At 72.6% G+C, this 23620-nt stretch carries 28 protein-coding genes and 1 tRNA gene; 13 read left to right on the forward strand and 16 right to left on the reverse strand.

Annotation, left to right across the window (positions count from 1 at the left end):
* A partial coding sequence (locus ACIA5A_RS17120) for a tyrosine-type recombinase/integrase (RefSeq protein WP_396762671.1) occupies nt 1-984 on the forward strand: 984 nt, incomplete at its 5' end.
* A gap of 187 nt (nt 985-1171) precedes the next feature.
* Here ACIA5A_RS17120 and ACIA5A_RS17125 read toward each other — a convergent pair.
* Both ACIA5A_RS17125 and ACIA5A_RS17130 read right to left on the reverse strand, forming a co-directional pair.
* Nucleotides 1172-1244 (reverse strand) — tRNA-Arg (locus ACIA5A_RS17125).
* 465 nt (nt 1245-1709) lie between these two features.
* Complete coding sequence (locus tag ACIA5A_RS17130; protein ID WP_091061390.1) at nt 1710-2201, reverse strand: MarR family winged helix-turn-helix transcriptional regulator; 492 nt, start codon at nt 2199-2201, stop codon at nt 1710-1712.
* Nucleotides 2202-2273: 72 nt separating this feature from the next.
* On the opposite strand from ACIA5A_RS17130, the gene ACIA5A_RS17135 reads away from it, so the two are divergent.
* From ACIA5A_RS17135 to ACIA5A_RS17150, 4 genes are all read left to right on the forward strand, one after another.
* On the forward strand, nt 2274-2867 hold the full coding sequence (locus ACIA5A_RS17135; RefSeq protein ID WP_396762674.1) for a disulfide bond formation protein DsbA: 594 nt from the start codon (nt 2274-2276) through the stop codon (nt 2865-2867).
* On the forward strand, nt 2848-4098 hold the full coding sequence (locus ACIA5A_RS17140; RefSeq protein WP_396762676.1) for an MFS transporter: 1251 nt from the start codon (nt 2848-2850) through the stop codon (nt 4096-4098). Before ACIA5A_RS17135 ends, ACIA5A_RS17140 begins: the two co-directional genes overlap by 20 nt.
* Complete coding sequence (locus tag ACIA5A_RS17145; RefSeq protein WP_396762679.1) at nt 4095-4880, forward strand: isocitrate lyase/phosphoenolpyruvate mutase family protein; 786 nt, start codon at nt 4095-4097, stop codon at nt 4878-4880. Before ACIA5A_RS17140 ends, ACIA5A_RS17145 begins: the two co-directional genes overlap by 4 nt.
* A 68-nt stretch (nt 4881-4948) precedes the next feature.
* Nucleotides 4949-5710 carry a GNAT family N-acetyltransferase gene (locus ACIA5A_RS17150; protein ID WP_396762682.1) on the forward strand — a complete coding sequence of 254 codons (762 nt, stop codon included), beginning with the start codon at nt 4949-4951 and terminating at the stop codon, nt 5708-5710.
* Nucleotides 5711-6144: 434 nt separating this feature from the next.
* Here the strand turns inward: ACIA5A_RS17150 and ACIA5A_RS17155 are convergent, their stop codons facing one another.
* Together ACIA5A_RS17155 and ACIA5A_RS17160 are read right to left on the reverse strand one after the other, a co-directional pair.
* Nucleotides 6145-6642, reverse strand: a complete 498-nt coding sequence (locus tag ACIA5A_RS17155; RefSeq protein WP_396762685.1) for a transposase — start codon at nt 6640-6642, stop codon at nt 6145-6147.
* Nucleotides 6627-6956 (reverse strand): hypothetical protein, encoded by a 330-nt coding sequence (locus ACIA5A_RS17160; protein ID WP_396762688.1) that lies wholly within the window; start codon nt 6954-6956, stop codon nt 6627-6629. Before ACIA5A_RS17160 ends, ACIA5A_RS17155 begins: the two co-directional genes overlap by 16 nt.
* A 71-nt stretch (nt 6957-7027) precedes the next feature.
* On the opposite strand from ACIA5A_RS17160, the gene ACIA5A_RS17165 reads away from it, so the two are divergent.
* The gene (locus ACIA5A_RS17165; protein ID WP_396762691.1) at nt 7028-8020 is read left to right on the forward strand and encodes a DUF2399 domain-containing protein; all 993 of its coding nucleotides are present in this window, start codon (nt 7028-7030) and stop codon (nt 8018-8020) included.
* Nucleotides 8021-8556: 536 nt separating this feature from the next.
* Here the strand turns inward: ACIA5A_RS17165 and ACIA5A_RS17170 are convergent.
* The 6 genes from ACIA5A_RS17170 to ACIA5A_RS17195 form a co-directional block, all read right to left on the reverse strand.
* Nucleotides 8557-8835: a hypothetical protein gene (locus ACIA5A_RS17170; protein WP_396762694.1), complete on the reverse strand. Its 279-nt coding sequence runs from the start codon at nt 8833-8835 to the stop codon at nt 8557-8559.
* 162 nt (nt 8836-8997) lie between these two features.
* Nucleotides 8998-9201 (reverse strand): cold-shock protein, encoded by a 204-nt coding sequence (locus ACIA5A_RS17175; RefSeq protein ID WP_396762697.1) that lies wholly within the window; start codon nt 9199-9201, stop codon nt 8998-9000.
* 385 nt (nt 9202-9586) lie between these two features.
* Nucleotides 9587-9907: a helix-turn-helix domain-containing protein gene (locus ACIA5A_RS17180; RefSeq protein WP_396762700.1), complete on the reverse strand. Its 321-nt coding sequence runs from the start codon at nt 9905-9907 to the stop codon at nt 9587-9589.
* A 693-nt stretch (nt 9908-10600) separates the two neighbouring features.
* Nucleotides 10601-11281: a GPP34 family phosphoprotein gene (locus tag ACIA5A_RS17185; RefSeq protein ID WP_396762702.1), complete on the reverse strand. Its 681-nt coding sequence runs from the start codon at nt 11279-11281 to the stop codon at nt 10601-10603.
* Nucleotides 11278-11997 carry an ABC transporter permease gene (locus ACIA5A_RS17190; RefSeq protein ID WP_396762705.1) on the reverse strand — a complete coding sequence of 240 codons (720 nt, stop codon included), beginning with the start codon at nt 11995-11997 and terminating at the stop codon, nt 11278-11280. The genes ACIA5A_RS17185 and ACIA5A_RS17190 overlap by 4 nt, the downstream gene beginning before the upstream one ends.
* Nucleotides 11998-12023: 26 nt before the next feature.
* A complete protein-coding gene (locus ACIA5A_RS17195) occupies nt 12024-12905 on the reverse strand; it encodes an ABC transporter ATP-binding protein (RefSeq protein ID WP_396762708.1) in 882 nt (293 codons plus the stop codon).
* 107 nt (nt 12906-13012) lie between these two features.
* Here ACIA5A_RS17195 and ACIA5A_RS17200 point away from each other — a divergent pair, with 107 nt between their 5' ends.
* Both ACIA5A_RS17200 and ACIA5A_RS17205 read left to right on the forward strand, forming a co-directional pair.
* The gene (locus ACIA5A_RS17200; protein ID WP_396762711.1) at nt 13013-14167 is read left to right on the forward strand and encodes a sensor histidine kinase; all 1155 of its coding nucleotides are present in this window, start codon (nt 13013-13015) and stop codon (nt 14165-14167) included.
* The gene (locus ACIA5A_RS17205) at nt 14164-14766 is read left to right on the forward strand and encodes a response regulator (RefSeq protein WP_396762714.1); all 603 of its coding nucleotides are present in this window, start codon (nt 14164-14166) and stop codon (nt 14764-14766) included. Before ACIA5A_RS17200 ends, ACIA5A_RS17205 begins: the two co-directional genes overlap by 4 nt.
* Nucleotides 14767-14799: 33 nt before the next feature.
* Here the strand turns inward: ACIA5A_RS17205 and ACIA5A_RS17210 are convergent, their stop codons facing one another.
* Both ACIA5A_RS17210 and ACIA5A_RS17215 read right to left on the reverse strand, forming a co-directional pair.
* On the reverse strand, nt 14800-15471 hold the full coding sequence (locus ACIA5A_RS17210; protein WP_396762717.1) for an alpha/beta fold hydrolase: 672 nt from the start codon (nt 15469-15471) through the stop codon (nt 14800-14802).
* Entirely contained in the window at nt 15468-16640 is a 1173-nt protein-coding gene (locus ACIA5A_RS17215; protein ID WP_396762720.1) for a YbfB/YjiJ family MFS transporter, read from the reverse strand. The genes ACIA5A_RS17210 and ACIA5A_RS17215 overlap by 4 nt, the downstream gene beginning before the upstream one ends.
* Before the next feature lie 79 nt (nt 16641-16719).
* Here ACIA5A_RS17215 and ACIA5A_RS17220 point away from each other — a divergent pair, with 79 nt between their 5' ends.
* Nucleotides 16720-17295, forward strand: coding sequence for a TetR/AcrR family transcriptional regulator (locus ACIA5A_RS17220; protein ID WP_396762723.1), 576 nt, complete (start codon nt 16720-16722; stop codon nt 17293-17295).
* Between the two features lie 4 nt (nt 17296-17299).
* Here ACIA5A_RS17220 and ACIA5A_RS17225 read toward each other — a convergent pair whose 3' ends face one another.
* On the reverse strand, nt 17300-17926 hold the full coding sequence (locus tag ACIA5A_RS17225; RefSeq protein ID WP_396762726.1) for a TetR/AcrR family transcriptional regulator: 627 nt from the start codon (nt 17924-17926) through the stop codon (nt 17300-17302).
* Nucleotides 17927-18013: 87 nt separating this feature from the next.
* On the opposite strand from ACIA5A_RS17225, the gene ACIA5A_RS17230 reads away from it, so the two are divergent.
* The gene (locus ACIA5A_RS17230) at nt 18014-18934 is read left to right on the forward strand and encodes an alpha/beta hydrolase family protein (RefSeq protein WP_396762729.1); all 921 of its coding nucleotides are present in this window, start codon (nt 18014-18016) and stop codon (nt 18932-18934) included.
* A gap of 17 nt (nt 18935-18951) precedes the next feature.
* On the opposite strand, the gene ACIA5A_RS17235 is transcribed toward ACIA5A_RS17230, so the two are convergent.
* From ACIA5A_RS17235 to ACIA5A_RS17245, 3 genes are all read right to left on the reverse strand, one after another.
* Nucleotides 18952-19098, reverse strand: coding sequence for a hypothetical protein (locus tag ACIA5A_RS17235; protein WP_181571485.1), 147 nt, complete (start codon nt 19096-19098; stop codon nt 18952-18954).
* A 98-nt stretch (nt 19099-19196) separates the two neighbouring features.
* On the reverse strand, nt 19197-20138 hold the full coding sequence (locus ACIA5A_RS17240; protein WP_396762732.1) for a hypothetical protein: 942 nt from the start codon (nt 20136-20138) through the stop codon (nt 19197-19199).
* A gap of 186 nt (nt 20139-20324) precedes the next feature.
* Nucleotides 20325-21722 carry a lasso peptide biosynthesis B2 protein gene (locus ACIA5A_RS17245; protein WP_396762735.1) on the reverse strand — a complete coding sequence of 466 codons (1398 nt, stop codon included), beginning with the start codon at nt 21720-21722 and terminating at the stop codon, nt 20325-20327.
* Nucleotides 21723-21959: 237 nt separating this feature from the next.
* On the opposite strand from ACIA5A_RS17245, the gene ACIA5A_RS17250 reads away from it, so the two are divergent.
* The 3 genes from ACIA5A_RS17250 to ACIA5A_RS17260 are packed head-to-tail and all read left to right on the forward strand — an operon-like array spanning nt 21960 to nt 23614.
* Entirely contained in the window at nt 21960-22115 is a 156-nt protein-coding gene (locus tag ACIA5A_RS17250) for a lasso RiPP family leader peptide-containing protein (protein WP_396762738.1), read from the forward strand.
* Between the two features lie 33 nt (nt 22116-22148).
* A complete protein-coding gene (locus ACIA5A_RS17255) occupies nt 22149-22763 on the forward strand; it encodes an ATP-binding cassette domain-containing protein (protein WP_396762740.1) in 615 nt (204 codons plus the stop codon).
* Nucleotides 22760-23614, forward strand: coding sequence for an ABC transporter permease (locus tag ACIA5A_RS17260; protein ID WP_396762742.1), 855 nt, complete (start codon nt 22760-22762; stop codon nt 23612-23614). The genes ACIA5A_RS17255 and ACIA5A_RS17260 overlap by 4 nt, the downstream gene beginning before the upstream one ends.
* Nucleotides 23615-23620 lie beyond the last annotated feature (6 nt).

The raw sequence follows: 23620 nt of genomic DNA on the forward strand, positions 1-23620 counted from the left end.
GAACTCTCGGGGGTAGGGCTTGGGCACAGCGACATCCTTCCAGCCTGCCCGCGGGGCAAGCCATCTCAGATGTCACCTATCGGTGCAGCAGACCCGACCGTTCGGAGTGCGCTCGACGTCCTGGTGGTGAAGCTCGACGGCAAGCCGGCCGCCGCGACCACCGCGCGTCGAAAGCGGTCGGTGTTCTACAACGCGCTTCAGTACGCCGTCGAGCTGGAAGAGTTGGAGTTCAACCCGATCGACAAGCTTCGGGTGCGGTCACAGCGGAAGAAGATTGCCGAGGTCGTCGATCGCCGCGTGGTCGTCAACCAGCGCCAGGCGCTGGAACTGCTGATCGCTGTCACCTACGTGGGTCAGCGGGGGCGGAAGGCCAAGCGTGGTGAGCGCTTGGTGGCGTTTTTCGCCTGCCTGTACTTCGCCGCGCTCCGTCCGGCAGAGGCGTTGGCGCTGCGTGAGCAGGACTGCGACCTCCCCGAGAAGGGATGGGGTCGGCTGACGCTGGCCAAGAGTCGACCCCAGGCGGGTAAGCGGTGGACCGATAGCGGCGAGGTTCACGACGATCGAGGGTTGAAGCACCGCGCCGAGGATGAGCCGCGTAGCGTGCCGATCCCGCCCGCGCTCGTAGCGATCCTGCGCGCGCACATCGAGCGGTTCGGGGTCAGCAAGGACGGCCGGCTGTTCCAGAGCGAGCGGGGCAACGTGGTCGCGGCCTCGACGTACTCGCGCGTCTGGGATGAGGCGCGTCGACTGGCGTTGACGCCGCGTCAGGTTGACTCTCCGCTCGCCGGCCGTCCGTACGACCTGCGGCACGCCGCCGTGTCGATGTGGCTCAACGCTGGTGTTCCGGCGACCGAGGTAGCCGACCGAGCCGGGCACTCCGTTGACGTGCTGCTCAAGGTCTACGCCAAGTGCATCGACGGCGCGGAGGCCACCGTCAACGACCGGATCGCCGAGGCTCTGACCGGCGTGGCGTGGCCCGTATGATGGTCGCCGTTCCGGATCTTGGCCCGGTCATGTCGGCTGACCTGGGAAGATGGCTTCAAGGTCATTCCGCGTCTGTTCCGCGACCTGCGACAAACGGCGGCTTCCGGTGGCCTACGGCTGCACACCTGTTCTAATTGAGCGACGTGTGTATAGCCAGCTCAGATGATGTTTCGGCTGCGTATCGAGGTGCCCCCGGCAGGATTCGAACCTGCGACACACGGTTTAGGAAACCGATGCTCTATCCCCTGAGCTACGAGGGCGCGAGGGCCCAGTCTAGCGACCTGGGGGTTCACCTCGGGTGGCAGGGAGTGGCCCACGTTCACCCACCTTCACCGGACCGCCGTTCTCCCAGCCCAGGACCACACCCGGAGCACACGAACCCCGGTTTGCGACCGGCGGTCGGCCACGGTGACCCGCGTTGGCACCGGTTCACCCGGGTTGGCATCCGCTGGAGAGCACACACCGCGCACATCATCAAAGATCATGATGCCCGCTCCCCCGCCCAGGATCCGCCGGCCGGCAGTAGCGCGGCTCGGCGGCAAACCCTCCGCAAGCTATGTTCGCCGGCTCAGCTCAAGACGCCGACGCTGGGTCAACGTGGTGTTGTCCACCACCGTGCTCCACGGGCCGAAGTACGCGCTGTCGATGTCCCCCTGAGGAGAGCCGGACGCGTCGCATCGAGGGTGGGACTTCTTCGCCGGGCCGGCGGGCCGGCCGTCGGGAACTCAGGAACGAACGATCCGGGTCAACGTCGCCAGCAGGCGCTCGAGCTCCCTGCGGTCGGCGTCGGGCAGCTCGCGGAGGATGGCCGCCTCGTTGGCCAGATGCTGCTCGATGAGGCGGTCGGTCAACGCCACACCGGCCGGGGTCAGCCCCACCACTCTGCCCCGAGCGTCGCTGTCGGAGACCGAACGCGACACGAGGCCCCGGGCGATGAGCCGGTCGACTCGCTTGGTCACCGCCCCGGTGGTGACCAGCATCCGTTGGCTCAACTGCCCGGCCGTGAGCGTGTACGGCGTGCCTTCCCGGCGCAGTGCCGCCAGCACGTCGAACTCGCCGTTTCCCAGATCCGCCTCGGCGAACGGCGGCCGCAGGGCCGCGTCGAGCACCTCGGCCAGCCACTGGATCCGCCCGATGATCAGCAACGGGTCGGGGTCGAGGTCGGGACGTTCACGACGCCACTGGGCGACGATGCCGGCGATGCGGTCCTCATTCACGCTTGCATCTTATCTTCTATAGAAGGTAACTTCTCTTCCATGGAAGATAACTTCGATCGTACGTCGGTCCCGGTGGTCACGGCCTACGTGGACCCGTCCTGCCCGTTCGCCTGGATCACCTCCCGCTGGCTCATCGAGGTGGGACGGCTGCGTCCGATCGACCTGCGGTTCGAGGTGATGAGCCTCTCGGTCCTCAACGAAGACCGCGAGCTGGAGCCCTGGTACCGCGCCTTCAACGACCGCGCGTGGGGGCCGGCGCGGGTGTGCGTGGCAGCCGCGGTGCACCACAGCCCGGCGGCCCTCGCCCGCCTCTACCCGGCGCTCGGCCGCCGCATCCACGACGAGGGCGACAAGGACTTCGCCACCGTCGTCCCGGCGGCCCTGGCCGAGGCCGGCCTGCCCGCCGACCTCGCCGACGCCGCCCGCCGCAGCAACCTCGACCCGCAGATGCGCGCCGGCACCGCCAAGGCCCGGCAACTCGTCGGCGAGGACCTCGGTATCCCGACCGTCGTGATCGACGGCGTGGCCTTCTTCGGCCCCGTGCTGACCTCCATCCCCCGCGGCGAGGAGGCCCTGCGGGTCTTCGACGGCGCCCGCCTGCTCGCCGGCTGCCGGGTCTTCTCCGAACTCAAGCGGGCCCGCTCCGATGGCCTCAGCTTCGCCTAGCCCGGCCGCGCTCACCGCGGTCCCTCACCGGCGGCCGGCCACCACCCTCCTCCGGGCGCAGCTCGTCACCGCCGTGGGCGACGGCTGCTTCTACGTGACCTTCGTCGTCTACCTGGTGCAGGTCGGCCACCTGAGGCCGGCGCAGGTCGGCGGCCTGCTGACCGTCGCGTGGGGGGCCGGCTTCCTCCTCACCCATCCCGTCGGCGGCTTGGGCGACCGGATAGGACTGCGGCGGGTGACCATCCTGCTGTCCACGGCCACCGCGGCCGCCCTGCTGACATTGGCGTCGGCACCGACACCCTGGTTGGTCTCGTCCGCCTGCGTCGCGTACGCGATCGCCCAGAGCGGGGCCGGCGCGACCCGGCAGGCCCTGCTGGTCTCCCTGGTGCCGTCCACCGAACTGGTCACGGTGCGAGCAGGTATCCAGACCGCCGTCAACGCCGGCATCGGGCTCGGCGCCACCGCCGGAGGGCTGGCGCTCCTCGCCGGTACGCCCACCGTCTACCGCGCCGCCCTGGTCGGTGACGCGGCGCTCTTCGCCGTGAGCGCGATCATGCTCACCCGGCTGCCGCCCGCCGCACGGGCCCCCGTACGGACGGGCCACGGATGGGACGCCCCGCGGGACACCCGCTACGTCGTGGTCGCAGCGCTCAACGCGGTGCTGTACCTGTACATGCCGATGCTGGGCGTGCTACTGCCCCTCTACCTGACCAGCCGCACGACGGCGCCGCGCTCGATCGTGGCGGCGGTCTTCGTCGTCAACACCCTCGGCGTCCTCGGCTGGCAGCGCCGGGCGGCCCGACGGGTGACCACCCTGGCCGAGGCGACCCGGGCGATCCGCCTCGCCGGCCTCGCGCTCTGCGCAGCCTGCGTGCTCTTCTGGACGGCGACCGCCACCACCGACCCTGCCGTCGCCGCGGGTCTCCTCCTCGCCGCCGTGGCCGTGCAGGTGGCCGGCGAGCTGCGACTGGCCGCCGGGTCGTGGTGCGTCGGATTCGCGTTGGCCGATCCCACCCGCCCCGGGCAGTGGCAGGGCGTGTATTCCAGCGGCGTCCCGCTGGCCCGTGCCGTCGGGCCGGCCGCCCTGACCACCCTGGTGATGGTCTGGTCCGGGCCGGGGTGGCTCGTTCTCGGGCTCGTCTTCCTGGCCACCGGGCTCGCCACGACCCTCGCCGTCACCTGGGCCGCGCACCGCCGGCCCTTCCAGACACTCGACCCGGGAGCCACATGACCACCTCGACACCGACCCTTCAGGAGAAGGCCCGGCGGCTGCGTACGCTGCACGACGAGTCGAGGATCCTGGTGCTGGTCAACGCGTGGGACGCTGCCTCGGCCCGTGCCGTGGCAGCCGTGCCGGGGTGCCACGCGATCGCGACGGCGAGCCACTCCATCGCGGCGGCCCACGGCTACGAGGACGGCGAACACATCCCGTTCGAACTCGCGCTCGCGGCCATCGCCCGCATCGCCGCCGCCGTGGACCTTCCGGTGACCGCCGACCTGGAGGGCGGCTACGGCGACGTGGCGGCGACGGTTCGCGCCGCGATCCGCGCCGGCGCCGTCGGCGGCAACCTCGAGGACGCCATGAGGCCGGTCGACCAGGCCGTGCGGGCGGTACGCGCAGCGGTGGCCGCGGGCCGCGACGAGGGCCTGCCCTTCGTGCTCAACGCCCGCACGGACGCCTACCTCACCGGCCCGCCCGAGACCGCCCTCGCCGCCGCCGTCGAACGCGGCACCGCCTACCTCGCGGCCGGCGCCGACTGCGTCTTCGTGCCCGGCTGCAGCGACCCGCGCGACATCCGGAAACTCGTCGCCGCCTTCGGCCCGGGCCGTCTCAGCCTGCTGGGAGTGCCCGCCATGCCCACGCCCGCCGAGTTGGAAACACTCGGTGTCGCACGGGTCTCCTACGGTCCGTACCCCCAGCGGTGGACGCTAGACGCCCTCACCAGCAGAGCAGCGACGCTACTCGCCGCAGCACCCGACCGGCGGGCCAGCGACGCCCGCCCACGTCCGTGACCGACGGCCCGCACCACCGCGCGATGTCGCCGCACCGGCCCTACCGAAGAGAAGGAACACCTGCCGCCATGACGATCGACCTGAACACCCGCGACCGGTCCGCGAGCGCCTCCGACACCTCTCTGCGCCAGGCCCGCAACTCCGCCGCCTTTTGGACGGCCGTCGGCCACGCCCGCGGTCACACCGTGATCCGGCGCCGCGGCTTACTCGCCGTCGCCGGAGATGAGCGCGCTGGCCTGCGCATCCTGGTCCAGGAGCCCGACCTTGGCCGCGAGGAACTCGCGGAGCTGATCGACCTGGCCGGCCGGGCGTCCGGCCCGATCGACGCGGAGGATCCGTTCAACGCCACGGACCTGAGCTGCCTAGACATGAACGGCCGGCAGATGCCGATCATGCTGCGTGCGCCCGGTGCAGTCGCCGAGCCAGCGATACAGGTGATCCGGCTGCGGACCGAGGAGGACCTGCGCGCGGCCGAACAGGCCGTGATCGCGGCCTTCACCCTGTCCAGGTTCGAGCCCTACCGGGCCGGTGAGATGTTTCCCGCGACCCTGATCCACCAGCCAGGTGTCGACGTGTTCCTCGCCAGACTGGACGGCGAGGTCGCCGGGGCGTGCGTCACCACGGTGGAAGGCGGGTTGGGCAGCCACTACTGGGTGGGAACGGCGCCGGCGTTCCGCTCCCGGGGCGTGGGGCGCGCGATCATGCTCGGCTCCCTGGCGCCGATCACCGGCCTGCCGGTCACCCTGACCGCGTCCCGGCTGGGCAGGCCGCTGTACGAGTCCCGGGGGTTCCGGGTCACGGCTACCTCGACCTGGTGGTCGTCCCGATGACGCACGCCCACCCCGGCGCTCCTCCGCGGGGGGCGACCCCGCCAGCGTCGACGCGAGGACGTCGGACTCCCGCGCCGACAGCTCGATCTCCCGGCTGTTGCGGAACACCCGCTGCTCGGCCGGGTCGAGCAGCAGGTCATCGGCGCGGACCTCCGCCGGTACAGGTCCGACCGAGCGGCAGTGCGGCGCGAGCAGCCGAGCGAGGATCTCGTCGAGCGAGAACAGCTCGGCCAGGTAGTCGTCGGGCCGCGGTCGCCGCCGTCGTGCATGCCTACTGAGACGACGGCCTGACCGTCGAGACCGAGCGGCAGGTCCTACCGAGACATGAACCAAGAAGTTCGCCGATGCCGAGGATCACTCGGCTCCGAACTCGTGACAGCGATGAACCTGCACACGCAGGACCCATAACGTTCCAGCTGATCTTCAGCAAGCGATCACAGCAAGGCCGCGAAGCGACCCGCACGCAATGGCAGGAGTCTCCATGTGACTCCGTTTGATCTTGGCGGGCACGGTGGAGTGGTCGGCGGGATCACGGTCTCGCCGACATGGAGCAGTCTGGTTAAGGCAGCCGCGCGGGTCGCTGGTGCCGGTCGGATGAAGGTTTTGCGGTCGCGGATGAGTGCCCGGAGAACGTCGACCCGTCGTCGCGCGAGGGCGAGTATGGCTTGGCGGTGGTTCTTGCCTTCGGCGCGTTTCTTTTCGTTGTAGGCACGCGACGTGAGGCATTCCCGGGCGGCGGTGAAGACGGCCATCCACAGAATGTGCCGCAGTCTCCGGTGATAGCGGCGGGGCGGCCGATGATTGCCGGAAATTGTTCCGGAGTCGCGGGAAACGGGTGCCAGGCCAGCGTGGGCGGCGAGTTTCGCGGGGCTGTCGTACTCGGTCATGCCGGCGGTGTGGACGAGCAGTTCGGCGGTCAGCAGGGGACCCATGCCTGGCAGGCTCCCGATGATCGGCGCGAGGGGGTGCTGGTCGAGCTGCTCGGCGATGAGTCGTCCACGGCGGCGATGCGCTGCTCAAGGGCAAGGATCTCGGTGGCCGTCTGCCCGACGACCACGGCGGCGGCACGTTGGCCGGGCAGGTTCACGGTCTGCTGGCGGGCGGCGGCGACCATCGCCTCGGCTACCTGAACGGCGTTCTTGACGTGCCCGCGGCGCAGCAGTGCGGTGATCCGGTCGACGCCGGCGTGCCGGATCGCCGCCGGTGTCTGCCAGCAGGCGAGGACCGCCGACGCGGCCGACGCCACGGCCGCCGCCGACGACGCCGAGCAGGCCGAGCGGCGCGCCGAGGACGCCCGTCGCGCAGGCCCGCGCCCGGTTGCGCGCCCAGCTCGAGCAGTGGACGCAGGGCAACGCCGGGCTGCTGGCCGACATCGCGCGCCCCGACCTGGCGGTTGTGCTGGCCGCCGTCGTGGACACCACCGGCGAGCCGGGCGCGCGGACCCTGCGCGAGGCGTACGCCGAGGCCACAGCCATCAGGGTGACCCAGCGGCGGGACCGGCTCGCGGCGCTGGCGGCGCAGCGGGCGGCGCTGGCCGACCGGCGGGCCGAGGTGGCCGCCGAACGGGACCGGATCGCCGCCGAGCACGACGACGCCCCACCCGCCCCGGCGACCCGGCCCGCGCCGCGCGCCGGCCGGCCCGGCGCGCCGCTGTGGCGGCTGGTCCGCTTCGCTGACGGGGTGACCGTCCCGGACGCGGCGGCCGTCGAGGCGGCGCTGCACGCCGCCGGGCTGCTGGACGCCTGGCTGCACCCCGACCCCGGGACCGCGACGGCCGCGCTGGCCGGCGATGACCTCGACGGCTACCTGCTGCCACTGCCGCCGCACCGGCGGCCCACCGCCCCACCGCTGATCTGCACCGAAGGAGTGCCGTCGGTCGCCGTCCACACACTGCTCGGCGCCGCTCACGGAGCGGCGATCCGGTGGCGCAACGACTTCGACTGGACCGGCGTACGACTGACTGCGGCGGCTCTCCAGCGGTATCGGGGCGCGGTGCCGTGGCGGATGACCGCGGCTGACTACCTGCCGAGGGCGGGCACCGGCACGGCACTGATCGGTACGCCCACCCGGACACCGTGGGACGAGTCGCTGGGCGAGTCGATGCGGCGGACCGGCCGCGCGGTGATGGAGGAGCGGCTGCTCGACCTGCTGATCGCCGACCTGCGCGTGACCGGAGCGGGGCAACGGCTGGCAGGAGTTTACCAACCTGCTGGATGCCGTGGGTCGAACGCCGCAGGCCCGCGTATCGAACACGGATGTAGCCGCAGATCGAAAGAGCGCCTCCTCGCAGATCGAACGTGCGCTGGTTGAGTTGACCGGTCATCGACGAGGTACGACTCGCTCCGGAACTACTGCTGGCACAACGTCCAAGCTGATCTTCGGCAAGCGATCGCAGCGAGCCCGCGAAGCGACCGCTACGTGACCGGGGACGACAGGGAAGCCGCAGGTCATCAGCCTGCGAACACCGCGGGACCGTCCGGTTAGGAAACCGATGCTCTATCCCCTGAGCTACGGGGGCGCGAGCGCCTAGTCTAGCGACCTGGGCGCCCACCGGGGGTGGCAGGGAGCGGCGCACGCTCACCCACGTGGCCCGGACGGCGGTTCTCCCAGCCCAGGCGTCGCGGCGCACGGCGGCATGAGCGGATGGTGCTCAGTAGGTGACGAGTTCGGCCAGCGCGGCGCTGGTGGTCTCGTCGGCCGGCAGGAATGCCTCCAGCCGCAGTTCGGCGAGGTGACGTCGGTGGCGGTGCCGAAGTGGCTGAGTGTGGTGATGAGCCGCAGTTCCCGGCTGTCCGGGTCGCTCGTGCGCAGGTGCAGCGATGTGGCGGCGGCCGTGCGGAGTACGGTCAGAATGGTGCGGGTCCGCTGCCGGCCAGCGACATCAAAACCTGCGTGGCGAGCAGCTTGCGGATTCCGGTGACGGCGACTGTCCCTACCCGATCGTAGGGAAGCTCCAACTGCAGCCCCTCGTCCGCGTTGCGCAGATCTGTCGTGATCTCGTCCGGACGGAACGTGCCGCCCCAGGCGTTGAGTCCTCCGCGCTGGTTGGTGCTGAGGGAGGCCATGCCGGAGATGCACGCGCCGTCGACCAGGATCAGCCGCGCAGGACCGGAGTAGGTCGTCATAGTCATCAACCCTTCAGGATGTGGCGCCGTGCACCCTGGGTCCCGGCTGTCCGACAGTCATCAGGAGGAAGGCGTCGAGTCAGACCATGGTTTGCTCCATCTGACCGCGACGCCGAACGGCGGCCCGCTGAACCAGTCGGGCCGCCGTTCAGAGAATGGGGATCAGAGCGGGCGGATGTTCTCCGCCTGCGGGCCCTTCTGGCCCTGGGTGATGTCGAACTCCACCTTCTGGTTCTCGTCGAGGCTGCGGAAGCCGCTCGCCGAGATCGCGGAGAAGTGGGCGAAGACGTCGGCGCCGCCGTCGTCCGGGCTGATGAAGCCGAAGCCCTTGTCGGCGTTGAACCACTTCACGGTGCCTGTGCTCATGTCTGCTCCTTCGCAGGCTGTTCGAGGCCGCACTGCGCGGACCCTTACGCCGCCGCGTTGATCACCCGCGTCGAAACGACACGTAAAACGAAAAGCGCCTGGGTGGGTTGATGACCCATCAGGCGCTGAAAAACGTCTACGGAAATCAAAACTGCAACTCGGCCACCGTAGCACATGATCCGATACCCGGCGCGCCTGGCGACTGGCACCGCATCTCCCTCGCGCGACCGGCGACGCCTCGGACCGTCGGTCACGCCGAGCAGCCCGGCCGCCGGCCGGGACGTGAAGAGGTGCGACGAGCGGGATCGCCAGGCCCGAGGCGGGAACGCGCGAGGTTCCTCCGGTGGGGCCGCCCGCCGACGGCCTCGTACGAAGGTGGGGTTGGTCAGTCCTGTCGCTGCGCCCCCCGCTGCTGCTTCTCGTTCTGCCGGAGGGCTTCCTCGAGTTGGTCTTCCAGGATGATGATCCGGCAGGCGGCCTCCAGGGCGGTGCCCTGGTCGACCATGTCGCGGGCCCGGGCGGCCAGGCGCAGCTGGTAGCGGGAGTAGCGGCGGTGCCCGCCGCCGGAGCGGTGCGGGTTGATCAGTTTCGCCTCGTCCAGGCGGCGCAGGAAGTCCTGCGTGCTGCCGACCATCTCAGCGGCTTGGCCGATGGTGTAGGCCGGGTAGTTCTCGTCGCCGAACATGTCGTCGGGGTGTTGCCCCATAGAACCTCCACATCGAGGGCCCCGGCGCTTACGCGCCGGGGCCTAGGGTTACGGGTCAGAACACCATTACCGACACGAATGTCGACTTGTCGTATCCACACCATCCGTCAGTGACGGCTTCGGGTGCGAGGATCGCATATGCGTGACCGGAGACCACCTTTCGTTCGATGGAAACTGCGGTGTCCGCCTGGCCTGACATGACGGCCGACGGCGGGCGATCCAACGGTGTACGGCCCTCCCTTTCCTCTGCTACTTCTTTTCCTACGGTCGTACGGCCTGCCGGTGTCGGAGCCCACGCGACTTCGCGGCCCCGACACGTGCGGCGAACATCAGCTGGAGCCCCGAAAGAGCCTTGGCCCCACCTGCGCCCGGCGCGTGTCCCGCCGGGACTGACGTGCTCTTGCCACCTCTCGGGAGGAACGGTGAAGCGTGTCCTCTCCTCGCCGCCCGTCGTGTCGTCACGGCCGGACGGCCCGTCTGCGTCTTGACGGATCTTTCCTCTCGACTCGAAGAAGAGTATGCCACACCACAGAAGATGTCTAGTCTCTTCAACCTAGATTTCCTGGCCGACGGCCATCAGGATGTCTGGTCGCCGAGCAAGCAGGCGCGAGCCGTCGCTAGGTGCGGCCGGTCGACCTGACCCAGGAGACGCCCGACGCCGGGTGGGCGCGGTCGGAGCGCGGCGGTCCACCCCTAGGCTCGCGGAAGCACGGTGACGGCCACGACGACGCTGTTGACGACCGAGGCCGTGACGGTGCGGGACACCGCCGCGGCCGCGGCGTCGGCGCCCCAGTCGCCGCGCTCGAGTTCCTTCGCGCGCGTCACCGTCGCCGACGTCCACGGGATCTCGCGGTCGAACTGCGGAAGTGTCCCGCTGGCCGAGAGCAGTGCCGCTAGCGCGGCGACCCGGGCGTGCGGCTCCGCACCGTCCACGAGGACCCGCCGGACGTCGGCGAGCAGGCGGGCCCGCCGTTCGGTCCTGCCCTCCCGCAGCGCCGTCGTCCGGAACAGGCCGAGCACCTTAAGCGGCTCCTCGTCGATGTCGCCTCGGGCGACGAGCCGCGCCAGCACCGGCTCGCGCAGGGCGGGACCGATCGCCGCGAGCGCGGTCTGCACTCCCCTCGGTTTCTCGGCGAGGTAGGTCCACGCCGGGCGGAGGAGGTCGTCCGGCGGTGGGTGGCCCGCCACGCCGCTGACCCGACCACGGTCCGTCGTCGTCAGGTGCTCGCCGAGGGCCAGGTCCGCGAGGACCGCCCCACCGAGGACGTAGAAGAGGGTGTTCTCGCCCGCGATGGTCCCGGAGGCGGGTTGGAACAGGAGCAGGAGCAGGTCTTCCACCAGGGTCGGGGCGTCCAGCCGGGGTTCGGTGGTCATCGGCGGGGCTCCCAGCGGAAGAGACGGGTGGCGAGGGCCAGGGCGACGGCGACCCAGCCGAGCGTGGGCGCGAGCAGGAGCAGGGAGTCGGTCACGGCGACCCCGCCGTTCCAGGCGTTCACGGTCAGTTCGGTGGCCGCGCCGCCGGGCAGCAGCCGCTTGAGCCAGGCGAGGTTCTCGGTGCCGGCGATGCCGACCCAACTGGCCACGGCGATCACACCGAGGGTGACGGGCAGCGTGGTGACCTGCGCGTGTTCCGGGGAGTTCGTCAGCCCGGCCGTGGCCAGCGCCAGGCCGATCATCATGGCCACCGTCGCGAGGAGCGCCACGACCAGCAGAGCGACGTTCGCCGGTCCGCCGGCGACCACGGCAAGGGCGGTCAGGATCGCGGTCACCTGCACCACCGCGAGGACGAGGACGGGCAGCAGCAGGCCGGCGAGGATGCCGGCGTCCCCCTCGGCGGTGGAACGCAGTCTCTTGAGGAAGAGGTTCTGCCGCCGGGACGCCAGCGTGGTGACGGCGGTGGCGTAGAGCCCGAACGCGGTGATCGTGAACAGCACGATAGCGGCGACGTAGCCGAGGCTGCCGAGGGCGGCGTAGGTCTCGTGCTGGCGCACGAAGAACACGCTGACGACCACCGGGACGATGAGGCTGGTGATCAGGACGAGTCGGTTGCGGAAGATCTGGATCAGTTCGCCTGCGGCGATGGACCACACGGTTGAACTCCTGTCGGGGTCGCGGGTCAGTTGCTGATGGCGCGGAAGACGTCGTCGAGGCGGGTCGGCCCGGCCTCCAGGCCCTGCAGCTCGACGGCGTGGTCCTGCGCCCAGCGGAGCAGGACGTGCAGGTCCTCCTGCAGTCCGAAGGTCTCGACGACGACCGTCCCGTCGGCGTCGGCCGCCGCCGGCAGCGGCAGCGCCGGCGCGCCGGCCGGAAGGGAGAACCGGATGACGGCCGGCAGGGTGCGGGTCAGCTCGGCCACGGTTCCCTCGCGCTGGAGGGTGCCCTGGTGCATCAGTCCGATGCGGTCGGCGCGCTGCTGCGCCTCCTCCAGGTAGTGGGTGGTGAGCACGATGGTGGCGCCGTTCTCGCGCAGCCGGTCGACGGTCGCCCAGACGGCGTCGCGGGACTGGATGTCCAGGCCCGTCGTCGGCTCGTCCAGGAACATCAACTCGGGGGTGCCGTAGGCGGCGGTGGCGAAGTCCAGCCGACGCTTCTCGCCGCCGGAGAGCTGCGACACCCGGCGGCCCGACCGGCCGGTGAGGTCGACCAGGTCGAGCACCCGGTCGACGTCGTCGTCGCGCAGGGTGAGCCGGCCGACGAGCCGGACGGACTCCCGCACCGTGAGGTCCGGGGAGAATCCGCTCTCCTGGAGCATGACGCCCATCCGGGGACGGACCGCGCGTCGGTCCTGCGGGCTGTGCCCGAGGACGCGCACGGTCCCGGAGGTCGGCCGCCGGTGCCCCTCGACGACCTCCAGGGTCGACGTCTTGCCGGCCCCGTTGGTGCCCAGCAGCGCGTACAGCTCTCCGGGCCGTACCTCGAAGGAGAGGTCCTTGACGGCGTGGAAGTCACCGTACGTGAGGTTCAGCCGGTCGACTTCGATGACGGGTGAGGTGGACATGCACCCATCACAGCGCGACCGCCACCGGGCCGTCAGTGGCACCGTGTCACCGCCGCATGTGACGCGGTGTCACTGGTCGTGGGCCGTGGCTCCCGGATACTGGTGTGGTGACCGCGAGAGCGCCGCGCTTCACCGAGTCGACGCGGGGCAGGCTGCGCCGGCTCAACCTCGTCACGTCACTACCGCCTGTGGTGTTCGCCGCCGCGGTGCTGATCTACACCGACGCGCGTACCTGGTGGCACGTCGTCGTCCTGGCGCCGGGGGCCGTCGCGGCCGTGGTGGCCTTCGAACGGTGGACGGCCAACGACCTGGCCCGGGTGGCGCTGCCGTGCCTGCTCGTCGGGGCCGCGGTGTGGCCGCTGGGGGTGCTGGTGACCGGCAGCCCCAACGCCTACTGGGGGGTCTGTGCCGTGGGGTCCCTCGCCATGCGGGAGGTCCGGCGGCGCCGCTGGGCGGCGATGGCCGGGCTGTTCTGCTACGTCGCCGTCGTCGGCGCGGCGCGGCTGCTGGTGCAGCGGGACGACGTCGGTCACGTCCTGCTCGTCTACGTCCTGGTGCCGACCGCCCTCACCGTCCTCGTGACCGTCTTCACTGTCGTCGGCGAGCGCTTCTACGACCTCATCCGGGAACTCGAACAGACCCGGGAACGCGAGGCGGAGCTTGCCGTCGTCCGGGAGCGCGTGCGGTTCGCCGGCGACCTGCACGACATCCAGGGCCACACCCTGCACGTGGTCAAGTTGAAGATCGCCCTGGCCCAGCGGCTGCTGCGCCGCGACACCGAGCGGGCCGAGAAGGAGCTGCGCGAGACGTACGCGCTGGTCAGCGACACCATCACGCAGACCAAGGAACTCGCGTACGCCCAACGGCGGCTCAACCTCACCGCCGAGATCGAGAACGCGAAGAACCTGTTCGAGGCCGCCGGCATCCGGGTGCGGGTGACCCGCGAGGCCGACGTCGACGCCCGCGTCAGCGAACTGCTCGGGCAGGTGCTGCGCGAGACCACCACGAACATCCTGCGGCACGCGCAGGCCACCCAGGTGCAGATCACGCTGGCCGCGACGGGCATCACCGTCGTCAACGACGGCGCGACCGCCGACCCGCCACCGGTGCTGAGGGGACTGTCCGCGCTGCGGCAGCGGCTGGCCGGCGACGGCGGTGAGCTGATCGCGGAGCAGCACGAGGGGCGCTTCCGGACGGCTGCGACGTTCCCGCCGGCCCGTGGCACGGTGGACCCGACGGCCCCGAGGGAGGACGGTCGATGACGACAGTCGTGCTCGCCGACGACGAGGTGTTGCTCCGGACGGCCCTCGCCGCGCTGCTCCCCATGGAGGGCGACATCACCGTGCTCGCCGAGGCGCAGGACGGTTCGACCGCCGTCGAGGCCACCCTGCGGCACCGGCCCGACGTCCTGGTCATCGACCTGGAGATGCCCGGCGTGGACGGTCTCGGCGCGGTCGCCGAGATCCGCCGGACCCGACCCGAGCAGGTGATCCTCATGCTGACCCGGCACGCCCGCCCCGGCGTGCTGCGCAAGGCGCTGCGGCTCGGCGTCCAGGGCTTCATCAGCAAGTCCGCCGAGCCGGCCCACATCACCTCCGTCATCGCCACCCTGCACGCCGGGAAACGCTGGATCGACCCCGACGTGTCCGCGCTCGCCGTCACCGACGACTCCCCGCTCACCGAACGCGAGGCCGACGTCCTGCGGGTCACCGGCGAGGGCTACTCGGTCACCGACATCGCCGCCCGGCTGCACCTCGCGCCGGGAACCGTCCGCAACTACCTCTCGAACGCGATGCGCAAGACGCAGACCCGGACCCGCCACGAAGCGGCCCGGTACGCCCGCGAACACGACTGGCTGTGACGGCGAACGGCCGGGGACGATCAGGCGGGTGTCTCAGCGGGCGGCGACGTCGACCAGGATCGTCGCCAGCTCGTCCGGTGCGTCCCGCATCAGGTTGTGGCCACTTGCGAGTGCGTGCGTGGTCCAGCCGGGGTCCGCGCTCAACCTCCGGTGGACGGGCGTGAACGGGGACTGGTCGGCCCAGCCCGCCGCGTACACGTAGTCCCGTCGGCGTACGTGGTCGAGGTCGCCGGTGAGCCGGAGCGGCTGGAGCACGGAGGCGATCGGATGCGGCGTCGCGCGGGCGTCGAAGAAGGGCAGGGGCCGGGAGGCGCACCCGGTCTCGTCCACGTCCGCGTACCAGGCCCGTTCCTGGTCGGACACCAGGGACCAGCAGGAGTCGCCGTCGCCCGGCACCACGGCGTCCAGGTAGACCAGGGAATCGACCCGGTCCGGCGCCCGGTCGGCGGCGCCGGTGATCACCATTCCGCCGTAGCTGTGCCCGACCAGCACCGTGTCCCGCAGGTCCTCGCCGTCGAGGACGGCGAGGACGTCATGGATGTGCGTGTCGAGGTTCACCGTGCCGTGCAGCAGGTGACGGCGTTCGCCCACGCCGGTCAACGTCAGCGGGTGGACGGTGTGCCCGAGGCCGCGCAACCGCCGGGTGAGGTGCGCGAAGCACCACCCGCCGTGGCACATGCCGGGGACGAGGACGAAGGTGCTCATGGTCGTACTCCCTGAATCGGTGATGGATGGGGGTCCGGCGCGGCGGGTCGCCCGACCAGGGCGACCACGGCGGCGGCGGCGCAGAGGAGCGCGGTCCACGCCAGCGGGGCCGCGGTGGAGGTGCGGTCGGCGACCAGACCGGCGAGCCACGGGCCGGCGGTCTGCCCGACGGCGAACACGGTGGTGAGGGCGGCGAGGGTGGCGGCCCGGTCGACGGTCGAGGTGTGCGCCCCGACCAAGGCGGTGACGGCGGCCGGCACGCCCATGAAGGTGGCCCCGTAGACAAGCGCGGAGAGCAGGACGACAGGCGGCGCGGACGACATCAGGACGAGGGCCGCGCCCCCGCCCAGCACGGCGAGCAGGGTGGCCAGGGCGCGGGTGCCGGGCCAGTCGGCGACCGGGCGGCTCCACAGGACGGGCGCCGCGGTGACGCCCGCGCCGAGCACCGTCCAGGTGAGCACCACCTGCGCGACGGAGGCGTGCCGGTCGGTCAGGTAGGCGGACAGGAAGGTGATGTAGGCGATGTAGCCGGTGGCGAACAGCAGGTAGGCCAGCGCGGGTGCGAGCAGGGGCCGGAGTCTGGCCCGGCCCGCCGGTCCCCGCCGGACGGCGTCGGCGCCGGCCGCGGTCCAACTCGCCACGGTCGCCAGCGCGGCGCCAACGCCCAGCACGAGCCAGGCCGGCCGCCAGTGCGCGCCGAGCAGCGGGACCGCCACGCCACTGGCCATGATGCCCAGCCCGGTGCCGGCGAAGTACACCGTGACGGGCACGGCCGAGGCGGCGCGCGTGGCGGCGTGGGTCGCGATCACCCCGCCGGCGATGAACACCACCGCTCCGGCGGCCCCGGACAGGGCTCGACAGGCGAGCAGCGGGTGGCCGCCGACGGCGGCGGTCGCGGCCAGGGATCCGGCGGTCAGCGCCATGCCCGCCCGGAACGCGGTGGCGGCGCCGAACCGGCGGATCACCCTGGCGGCGAGCAACGCGCCGAGCAGATAGCCGAGGCCGTTGGCGGCACTCGCCGTGCCCGCGTCGGCCAGGGTCCAGCGCAGGTCGTCGCGCATCGCCGGCAGCAGGAGCCCGTACGCGAAGCGCGCCATGCCGAGCGCGGCGGCGGTGCCCAGGGCCAACCGGACGGCCTGCCCCACGCCGGTGGGTGCGGTCGGCGACATACCCCTCCCCTGATCGAACCGATCGGTACGAACTCCGAGATGCTAGCAGGAGAACGAACCGGTCGGTACCATCCGTGTCATGCCAGTCCCGAAGGGCTCGACGATCGACCCGGAACGCACCCGCGCCGGCATCGTCCGCGCGGCCGCCCCGTTGCTCTACGAGCGCGGGCTGGACGGCATCGGCATCGCCGAACTGTGCTCCCGCCTCGGCGTCTCCAAGGAGACCCTCTACCGCTACTTCGGCAGCAAGGAGGGCCTCGTCGAGGCCGTGCTGTCGGCGCGCAGCGAGCGGGTCACCACCTGGATCGCCGAGGCCGTGGTCGCCGCCGGGGACGATCCGCGCGACCAACTCGCCGCCGTCTTCGACGCGCTGCACCTGTGGTACGGGGAGGCGGACTTCCGCGGCTGCGCGATCCAGAACGCCGCCGCGCAGCACCACGTCGACGGCGTCCGAGCGATCGCCGCGCGGCACCTCGACCGCCGCCTCGACCTGCTGACCGCGATCGCCCGCCGGGCCGGCGCGGCCGACCCCGACGCGCTCGGGCGGCAACTGCTCCTGCTGGTGGAGGGTGCGACCCTGGTCGCCGCGAACTACGACCGGGTCGGCGCCGGCGGGCACGCCAAGCGCGCGGCCCTGGCACTGCTGGACGGCTGACGGATCACCCCGGCAGGGTGCGCCGGGTCGCCGGCGCGCCCGGGTGCGCGCGGCGGCGCGGTGGGCCGTCGGGGCGGCACCCGGCGAGCAGGCGGGCCACCATGTCCTGCGCGTGTGCGCGCTCGTAGCCGGGGCCGAGGATGCACAGGTTGCCGACCGCGCGCATGAGGGTGTGCGCGGTGACCTCGGGGTCGATCTCCCCGGCCGCCACGCCGGCCTCGATCAGCGAGGCGCACGCGGGCACGAGTTCGTCGAGCATCAGCGTGTGCAGGGTGTGCAGGCTCGGGTCCTCGGACTGCAGGGCGGCCCCGAGACCGTGCTTGGTCACCAGGAACTCCACGAACGCGTCGATCCAGCGGGCCAGCGCCTCGCCGGGGGCGACGGGTTCCCGGCGCAGCGCGGCGGCGAGCGCGACGCACTCCTCGATCTGGTGGCGGTAGACGGCGGTGACCAGCTCGGCCCGGGTCGGGAAGTGGCGGTAGACAGTGCCCAGGCCCACGCCCGCGCGGCCGGCGATGTCCCGGATGGGTGCCTGGACCCCCTGCTCCACGAACACCGCCGCGGCGGCGGCGAGCAGCGCCTCGCGGTTGCGCCGGACGCCTGCCTGACGCGCGCCGAGCGATTCGGTCACGACCCCTCCTTGTTGGCGGAACAATGTTCCGCTAACGTTGACGGAACGATGTTCCGCTCAAGTATGGCAGAAGAGGCAGGCGTTCCCATGCACACCGACCACCACCCCGCACCCCGGATCGTCTCGGTCAGGCCCATCCCGGTGCCCACCACCGGGCGCGACCCCGGACTGGCCGTCAGGGTCACCGCCCCGGTGACCGACGAGCGCCTTCCGGTGATCGTCTTCTCGCACGGCAACGCCTGGTCGATGGACGGCTACCAGCCGCTCGTCGACAGGTGGGCCGACGCCGGATTCGTCGTCGTCCAGCCGACCCACCTCGACTCCCGTCGCCACGGCATCGGCTTCGACGACCCGAGGTTCGGCACCATCTGGCGAATCCGGATCGCCGACCTGCACGCCGTCGTCGACCACCTCGACGACATCCTGGCCCAGGCCCGAGCCGCGGGACTGCGCGCGGGCGTCGACCACGACCGCATCGCCGCCGTCGGGCACTCCTGGGGCGGCCAGACCGTCGGCGCGCTGCTCGGCGCCCGCGTCCTCGACGCCGACGGCCGGCCGGGCGAGGACTTCTCCCACCCCGCCGTGCGGGCCGGGGCGCTCCTCGCCGCGACCGGCACCGGCGACTCGCTCACCCCGTTCGCCGTCGAGCACCTGCCGTTCATGCGGCCGGACTACTCCACCATGACCACGCCGGCCCTGGTCGTCGCCGGCGACAACGACAGGTCGGCGATGTCGACCCGGGGGCCGGACTGGTTCACCGACGCCTACCACCTCAGCCCCGCGCCCAAGAGCCTGCTCACCGTCACCGACGGCGAACACACCCTCGGCGGGGTCGCCGGCGAGAAGGTCGCCGAGACCACCGACGAGGATCCGGCCCGCGTGGCGCTCGTCGCGGACGCGGTCTCCGCGTACCTGCTCGACGCCCTCGGTCTCGACGGCACCGCCTGGAAGGCCCTCGGCGAGCGCGCCGCGACGGGCGACGGGACCTACCGTGTCACCGGCAGGTAGGCCCGTCGCCGCCCGCGCTAGCCGGTGATCACCGGCCAGGCGTAGGCCAGCAGGGCGCACGCCGCCCCGAGCAGCGCGAGCGAGAGGCCCCGGGTGGGGATGGGCAGCGCGGCGAGCACCAGCAGGATGACCGCGACCAGATAGAGAAACGCTTGCACCGACATGGCAGTCTCCTCGGGATCGGCTGACGGGCGAGGCGATCTCTACCCCCGCCGGTGGTGCCGGGAAACCCGTGGCCGCGCGGGAGGCGTCGTCAGTGGACTCACCGCGGCGACGACTCCTGCGCGGCCAGCACCACCAGCTCGTCGGCGCGCGCCGACAGCGGCATCCTCGCCCCGTCGAGCCAGACGTCATAGCCGACCGGCGGCCCACACCGCCCCCACCGGACGCCGGTGATCGTGCCCGTCCGCCCCCGGTCCGGGTCGCGGAGCAGGCGCACCCGGGTCCCGGGCGCGTGCCCGTCGTCGGCGACGATGAGCAGCGCGTCCAGGATCTGCCGGACCCCGGCGACGGGCAGCTCCGCCACGTACGGCTCCCCCGCGTCACCCATCCGCGGGGTCACCGTCGCGCGGAACAGCGCGGCGTGCCGTACCGCCTCCTGGCGGAACCGCCTGTCGCCGCCGCGCTCGGCCTCGGCCAGCGCCGTCCCGATCGCCGACCAGAGCACCGCCGGGGGCCGGTCGAGCAGCCGACGGGCCTCCCGGTCCAGCTCGGCGCAGGCCGTGTCGAGCGCCGTCTCCTCACCCATCTCGGAGATCCACGCCAGGTCGCCCACCTCGGGCAGCAGCCCCGGCGACTCGGCCGCGACGACGAGGTACGCCATCGCGAGCAGTTCCTGACGCCCCTCGCCGTGGTAGAGCGGGCCGACCCCGACGCCCGGCATCCCCCGGGTGGGCGGGAAACGCTCGACGAGATGGCGGGCCCGGCCGTCCGGCAGTTCCCGGGCCCGCCGGGTGTCCGCCACCCGCTCCTCGAACGACCGCCGCTCGCGGCGTGCCACGAGCATCTGGCGGTACGGGTCGGAGCCGGTCGGATAGATCGTGCGCCCGTAGCTGGACAGGGTCTCACCGGGCCGGAGACCCGCCGCGTCGAGTTGTCGGGCCGCCACCGAGTAGGGGACCCCGGCGCGGGCGGCCTGTTCCCGGATCGCCCGCTTGCGGGCGCGCCCGGAGCGGTGGGTGTCGCGCGGTTCGGCATCGGACATGGCGCCTCCGGTGCGGCCCCACGCCCCGCACCGAACGGCGGCGTGACAGGCACGCCGGAAGCTCGACACGACCGCGCGGAGTCGGCGACTCTTGGCCCCGGGATGTGCTCAGGCGTGGGCTGTCAAATCAGGCGCGGGCAGGCGCTCTGCCCACGTCCACGATATCGCGGAGCCGCCGCGACCGCCTCAGCCGACGCGGGAGGGCGCCCGGCCGTCGCCGGCCAGCCAGTCCGGCGGCGTGGGCCGTCGGGTCAGCTCCACCATGGACTCACGCTCGGCGTCGGTGTCGCCGTCGAGCCAGGCGTGCGCCCGGAACCCCTCGCTGGGCGTGGTCACGCCGATCACCAGCGTCCGGGCGACCCGCTGGCTCCCGTACCAGCGTTGCAGGACCAGGGACCGCTCGATGCAGTTCGCGCCGGTGCGGCGCAACACCGCGAGCACCACGTGGCGGTGTCCGCCGGCGACGGCCGGGGGTGGGGGCAGCCGGACGGCGTCCAGGCTGCGGCGGGGAAGCTGCCTGCGGAGCAGCCGCACGGCGCGGGCGGTCCACGCGGCGGTACGTACCGCCGGCAGGCCGTCCCGCCGGACCACCCGGACCAGCGCGAGCGCCGCCGACCGCCGGCCGGCGTCGCGCGGCGGGACACCGGCCACCGGTCGCCCGCCGGACGCGGCCTCCTCGGCGATCCGGCGCGCCGCCCGGCGCAGCTCGGGCACCGCCCGGGGCACCCGCCCGACGTGCCTGCCGAAGCGCAGGGCCCGGGCCAGCAGCAGCCCGTGCCGCCCGCGTCGGGCCAGCGGGACGGTGTGTCGCATCTCGACCGCCGTCGGCCACAGCCGGCGGGCCAGGTAGCCCAGCCGGGCCCGGGTGGTGGGGAGTTCGCCGAGCCGGGCGAGGCCGAACGCGACGGAGGAACCCCGGCGGGCCCGGAGCCACAGCGCCGTGCTCGCCGGCCGGATCAGGTCCAGCGCCGCCGCCCGCTCGGCGCCGCCCGGCACCGACCGCAGGCCGACCGCGAAGAGCGTCGCCGCGTCGGTCCGCTCGGCCAGGCCGGCCGCCGCCCGCCAGGTCTCGTCGGGAAACACCGCCAGGGCGCGCTCCAGGTCCGCGCGCGGCTTGGTGGAGTCCCCGGGTACGGCGGCGTGCAGCGCGACCAGCAGGGCGGTGGCCGCCGGACCGGGCACGGGGACCGTCCCGCCGGCGAGCGGGAGCGGCTCGGCCGAGGCGTGCAGCTCGGCCCAGAAGGTCTCCCGATCGTCGACGCCGTGGAAGCCGCGGTGCAGGTCGACGGCGAGCACGACGGATCCGGGCAGGTGCCAGGGCCGCTCGTACGCGGTCGGGTCGTCCGGGAGCGGGCTGTGCCAGCCGAGCCCGGCCAGCAGCCGTTGCGCCAGGTCGAACGACCCGGGGGCGACCAGCAGGTCGATGTCGCTGTAGGTCCGCCGTCCGAGCAGGCCGAGGTGGTGGGCCAGCCCCGGCCCCTTCAGCAGGACGGCCGGGACGCCCCGGTCGGCCAGCGCCGCGCAGAGCGTCACGGCGGTGGCGTCGAGGGCGAGGCAGCGGGCCGACCGGGAGATCGTGGTCATCGCGGCCCCCGCCCGTCGACGCACCGCAGCGGTGCGGTTCCCCCGTTCACGTTCTGACAACGACCGGTTCCGGCCCCGGATGCGGCGATCCGGCGCGACCCCCCGGAAGTGGTAGCCGGCGGTCACCGGCGAGTGAAAGGCCAGCGTCGTTCGTCCGCTTTTCGCATTCTTCGCCGGGGAGTGTCCGCTCCCTGGTTACGGTCGCCGCACAACCACCAGCACACACGGAGGTACGTCATGCAGCACGTCGAACACGATCAGCCGGCGTCGACAGGCGACGTCTACCAGTCGCCGGTCGTGCAGCGGCTCGGCACCCTCGCCGAGCTGACCCTGGGCGGTGGCACCGACGACCCGGACGGCACGGGTCTCGGCAGCGACGTCACCCAGCCCTGAGCCCGGCCACCGCGATCGCACGGAAGATTCCTCATGCTGGAACTGCGACAGGGCGGCCGGCGATTCGGCCGGCGCTGGGCCTTCAGCGGGCTCGACCTGTCCCTGTCGACAGGCGACCGGGCGCTGCTGACCGGGCCCAACGGGGCCGGCAAGACCACCCTGCTGCGGTGCCTGGCGGGCACGCTCACCCTGAGCGCCGGGCGCGCCACCGTCGCCGGCCACCCGGTCGGCACGGCGGCCGCCCGGCGCCTCACCGGCGTCTGCCTGGCCCCGGAACAGGGCCTCTACCAGGAGCTGTCGGCCCGGGAGAACCTGGCCCTGGTGGCCCGGATCCGGCTCGACCGGCCGGCCGCCGCCCGGGCGGTCGCCCGGGTCGAGGAGGAACTCGACATCGGTGACTACGCCAGCGTGCCGGTCGGCCGGTGCTCCGCCGGGATGCGGGCCCGGGTGAGCATCGCCCGTGCCCTGGTCGGCGACCCCGCCCTGGTCGTCCTCGACGAGCCGGACCGGTCGCTGGACGCCCGTTCGCGCGCCCGGCTGTGGGCGGCCCTCGACCGGCGGACGGACCTGACCTGCGTGGTCGTGTCACACCACGCGGACCGGCGGGACCGGGGCTACCGGGAGATCACCCTGGGGGCCGGTGGATGACCGACGTGCTGCGCACCCGGCCCGCGCCGCCGCGCCGGGAACCGGCCACCGCCGGCGCGTCCGCGGGGGCGGCGCTGCTCGCCCTCGCCCGTAGGGACCTCGGCGGTCGGCGCGCGATCCGCCTGCCGCTGCTGCTGGAGTTCGCCTTCGGTGTGGTGAACCTGCTGGTCTACCTGTTCATCTCGCGGGTCCTCGCACCCACAGGTGAGCACCCCGCGCTCGCGTCCGGCTATTTCGACTTCGTCGCCATGGGCGTCGTGTTCATGCTCGTCATCCATGCCGGCACCGCGCAACTGACCAGGCGGATCGCCCGCGAGCAGCGCAGCGGCACGCTGGAGATGCTGGCCGCCCAGCCGGTGTCGAGCCCGGTGCTGGCGATCGGGCTGTCCGTCCACCCGATCCTGTTCGCCCTCGCCCGGGCGCTGGTCTACCTCGCCCTGCTCGTCGTCTTCTTCGACCTCCACGTCGGGCGGGCCGACTGGTGGGGTGTCGCCGCCCTGCTGGCGCTGAGCGGCGCCGCGGTGATGGGCATCGGCATCGCGCTGGCCGCCCTCACCGTCGCGGTCGGCTACGGCGAGACCACCGCCCGGCTCGTGGCGGTCGGGCTGTCATTCGTGTCCGGCACCTACTTCCCGGTCAGCGCGCTCCCCGGCCCGCTGCCCGACCTGACCGCCGTGCTGCCCACCCGCATCGCGCTGGACGGACTGCGCGCGGCAGTCGCCGGCGAGGCGTGGGCCGGGTCGGCCGCCGGCCTGCTGGCGGGCGTCGCGCTGTTGCTCCCCCTGTCCTGCTGGGTCTTCGGCCGGGCGCTGCGGGTCGGCGCGCGCCGGGGCACCCTGACCCGAGAGTGAGACATC

The organism is Micromonospora sp. NPDC051300, from assembly GCF_044455315.1.
In the GTDB taxonomy this organism is placed as follows: Bacteria; Actinomycetota; Actinomycetes; order Mycobacteriales; family Micromonosporaceae; genus Micromonospora; species Micromonospora robiginosa.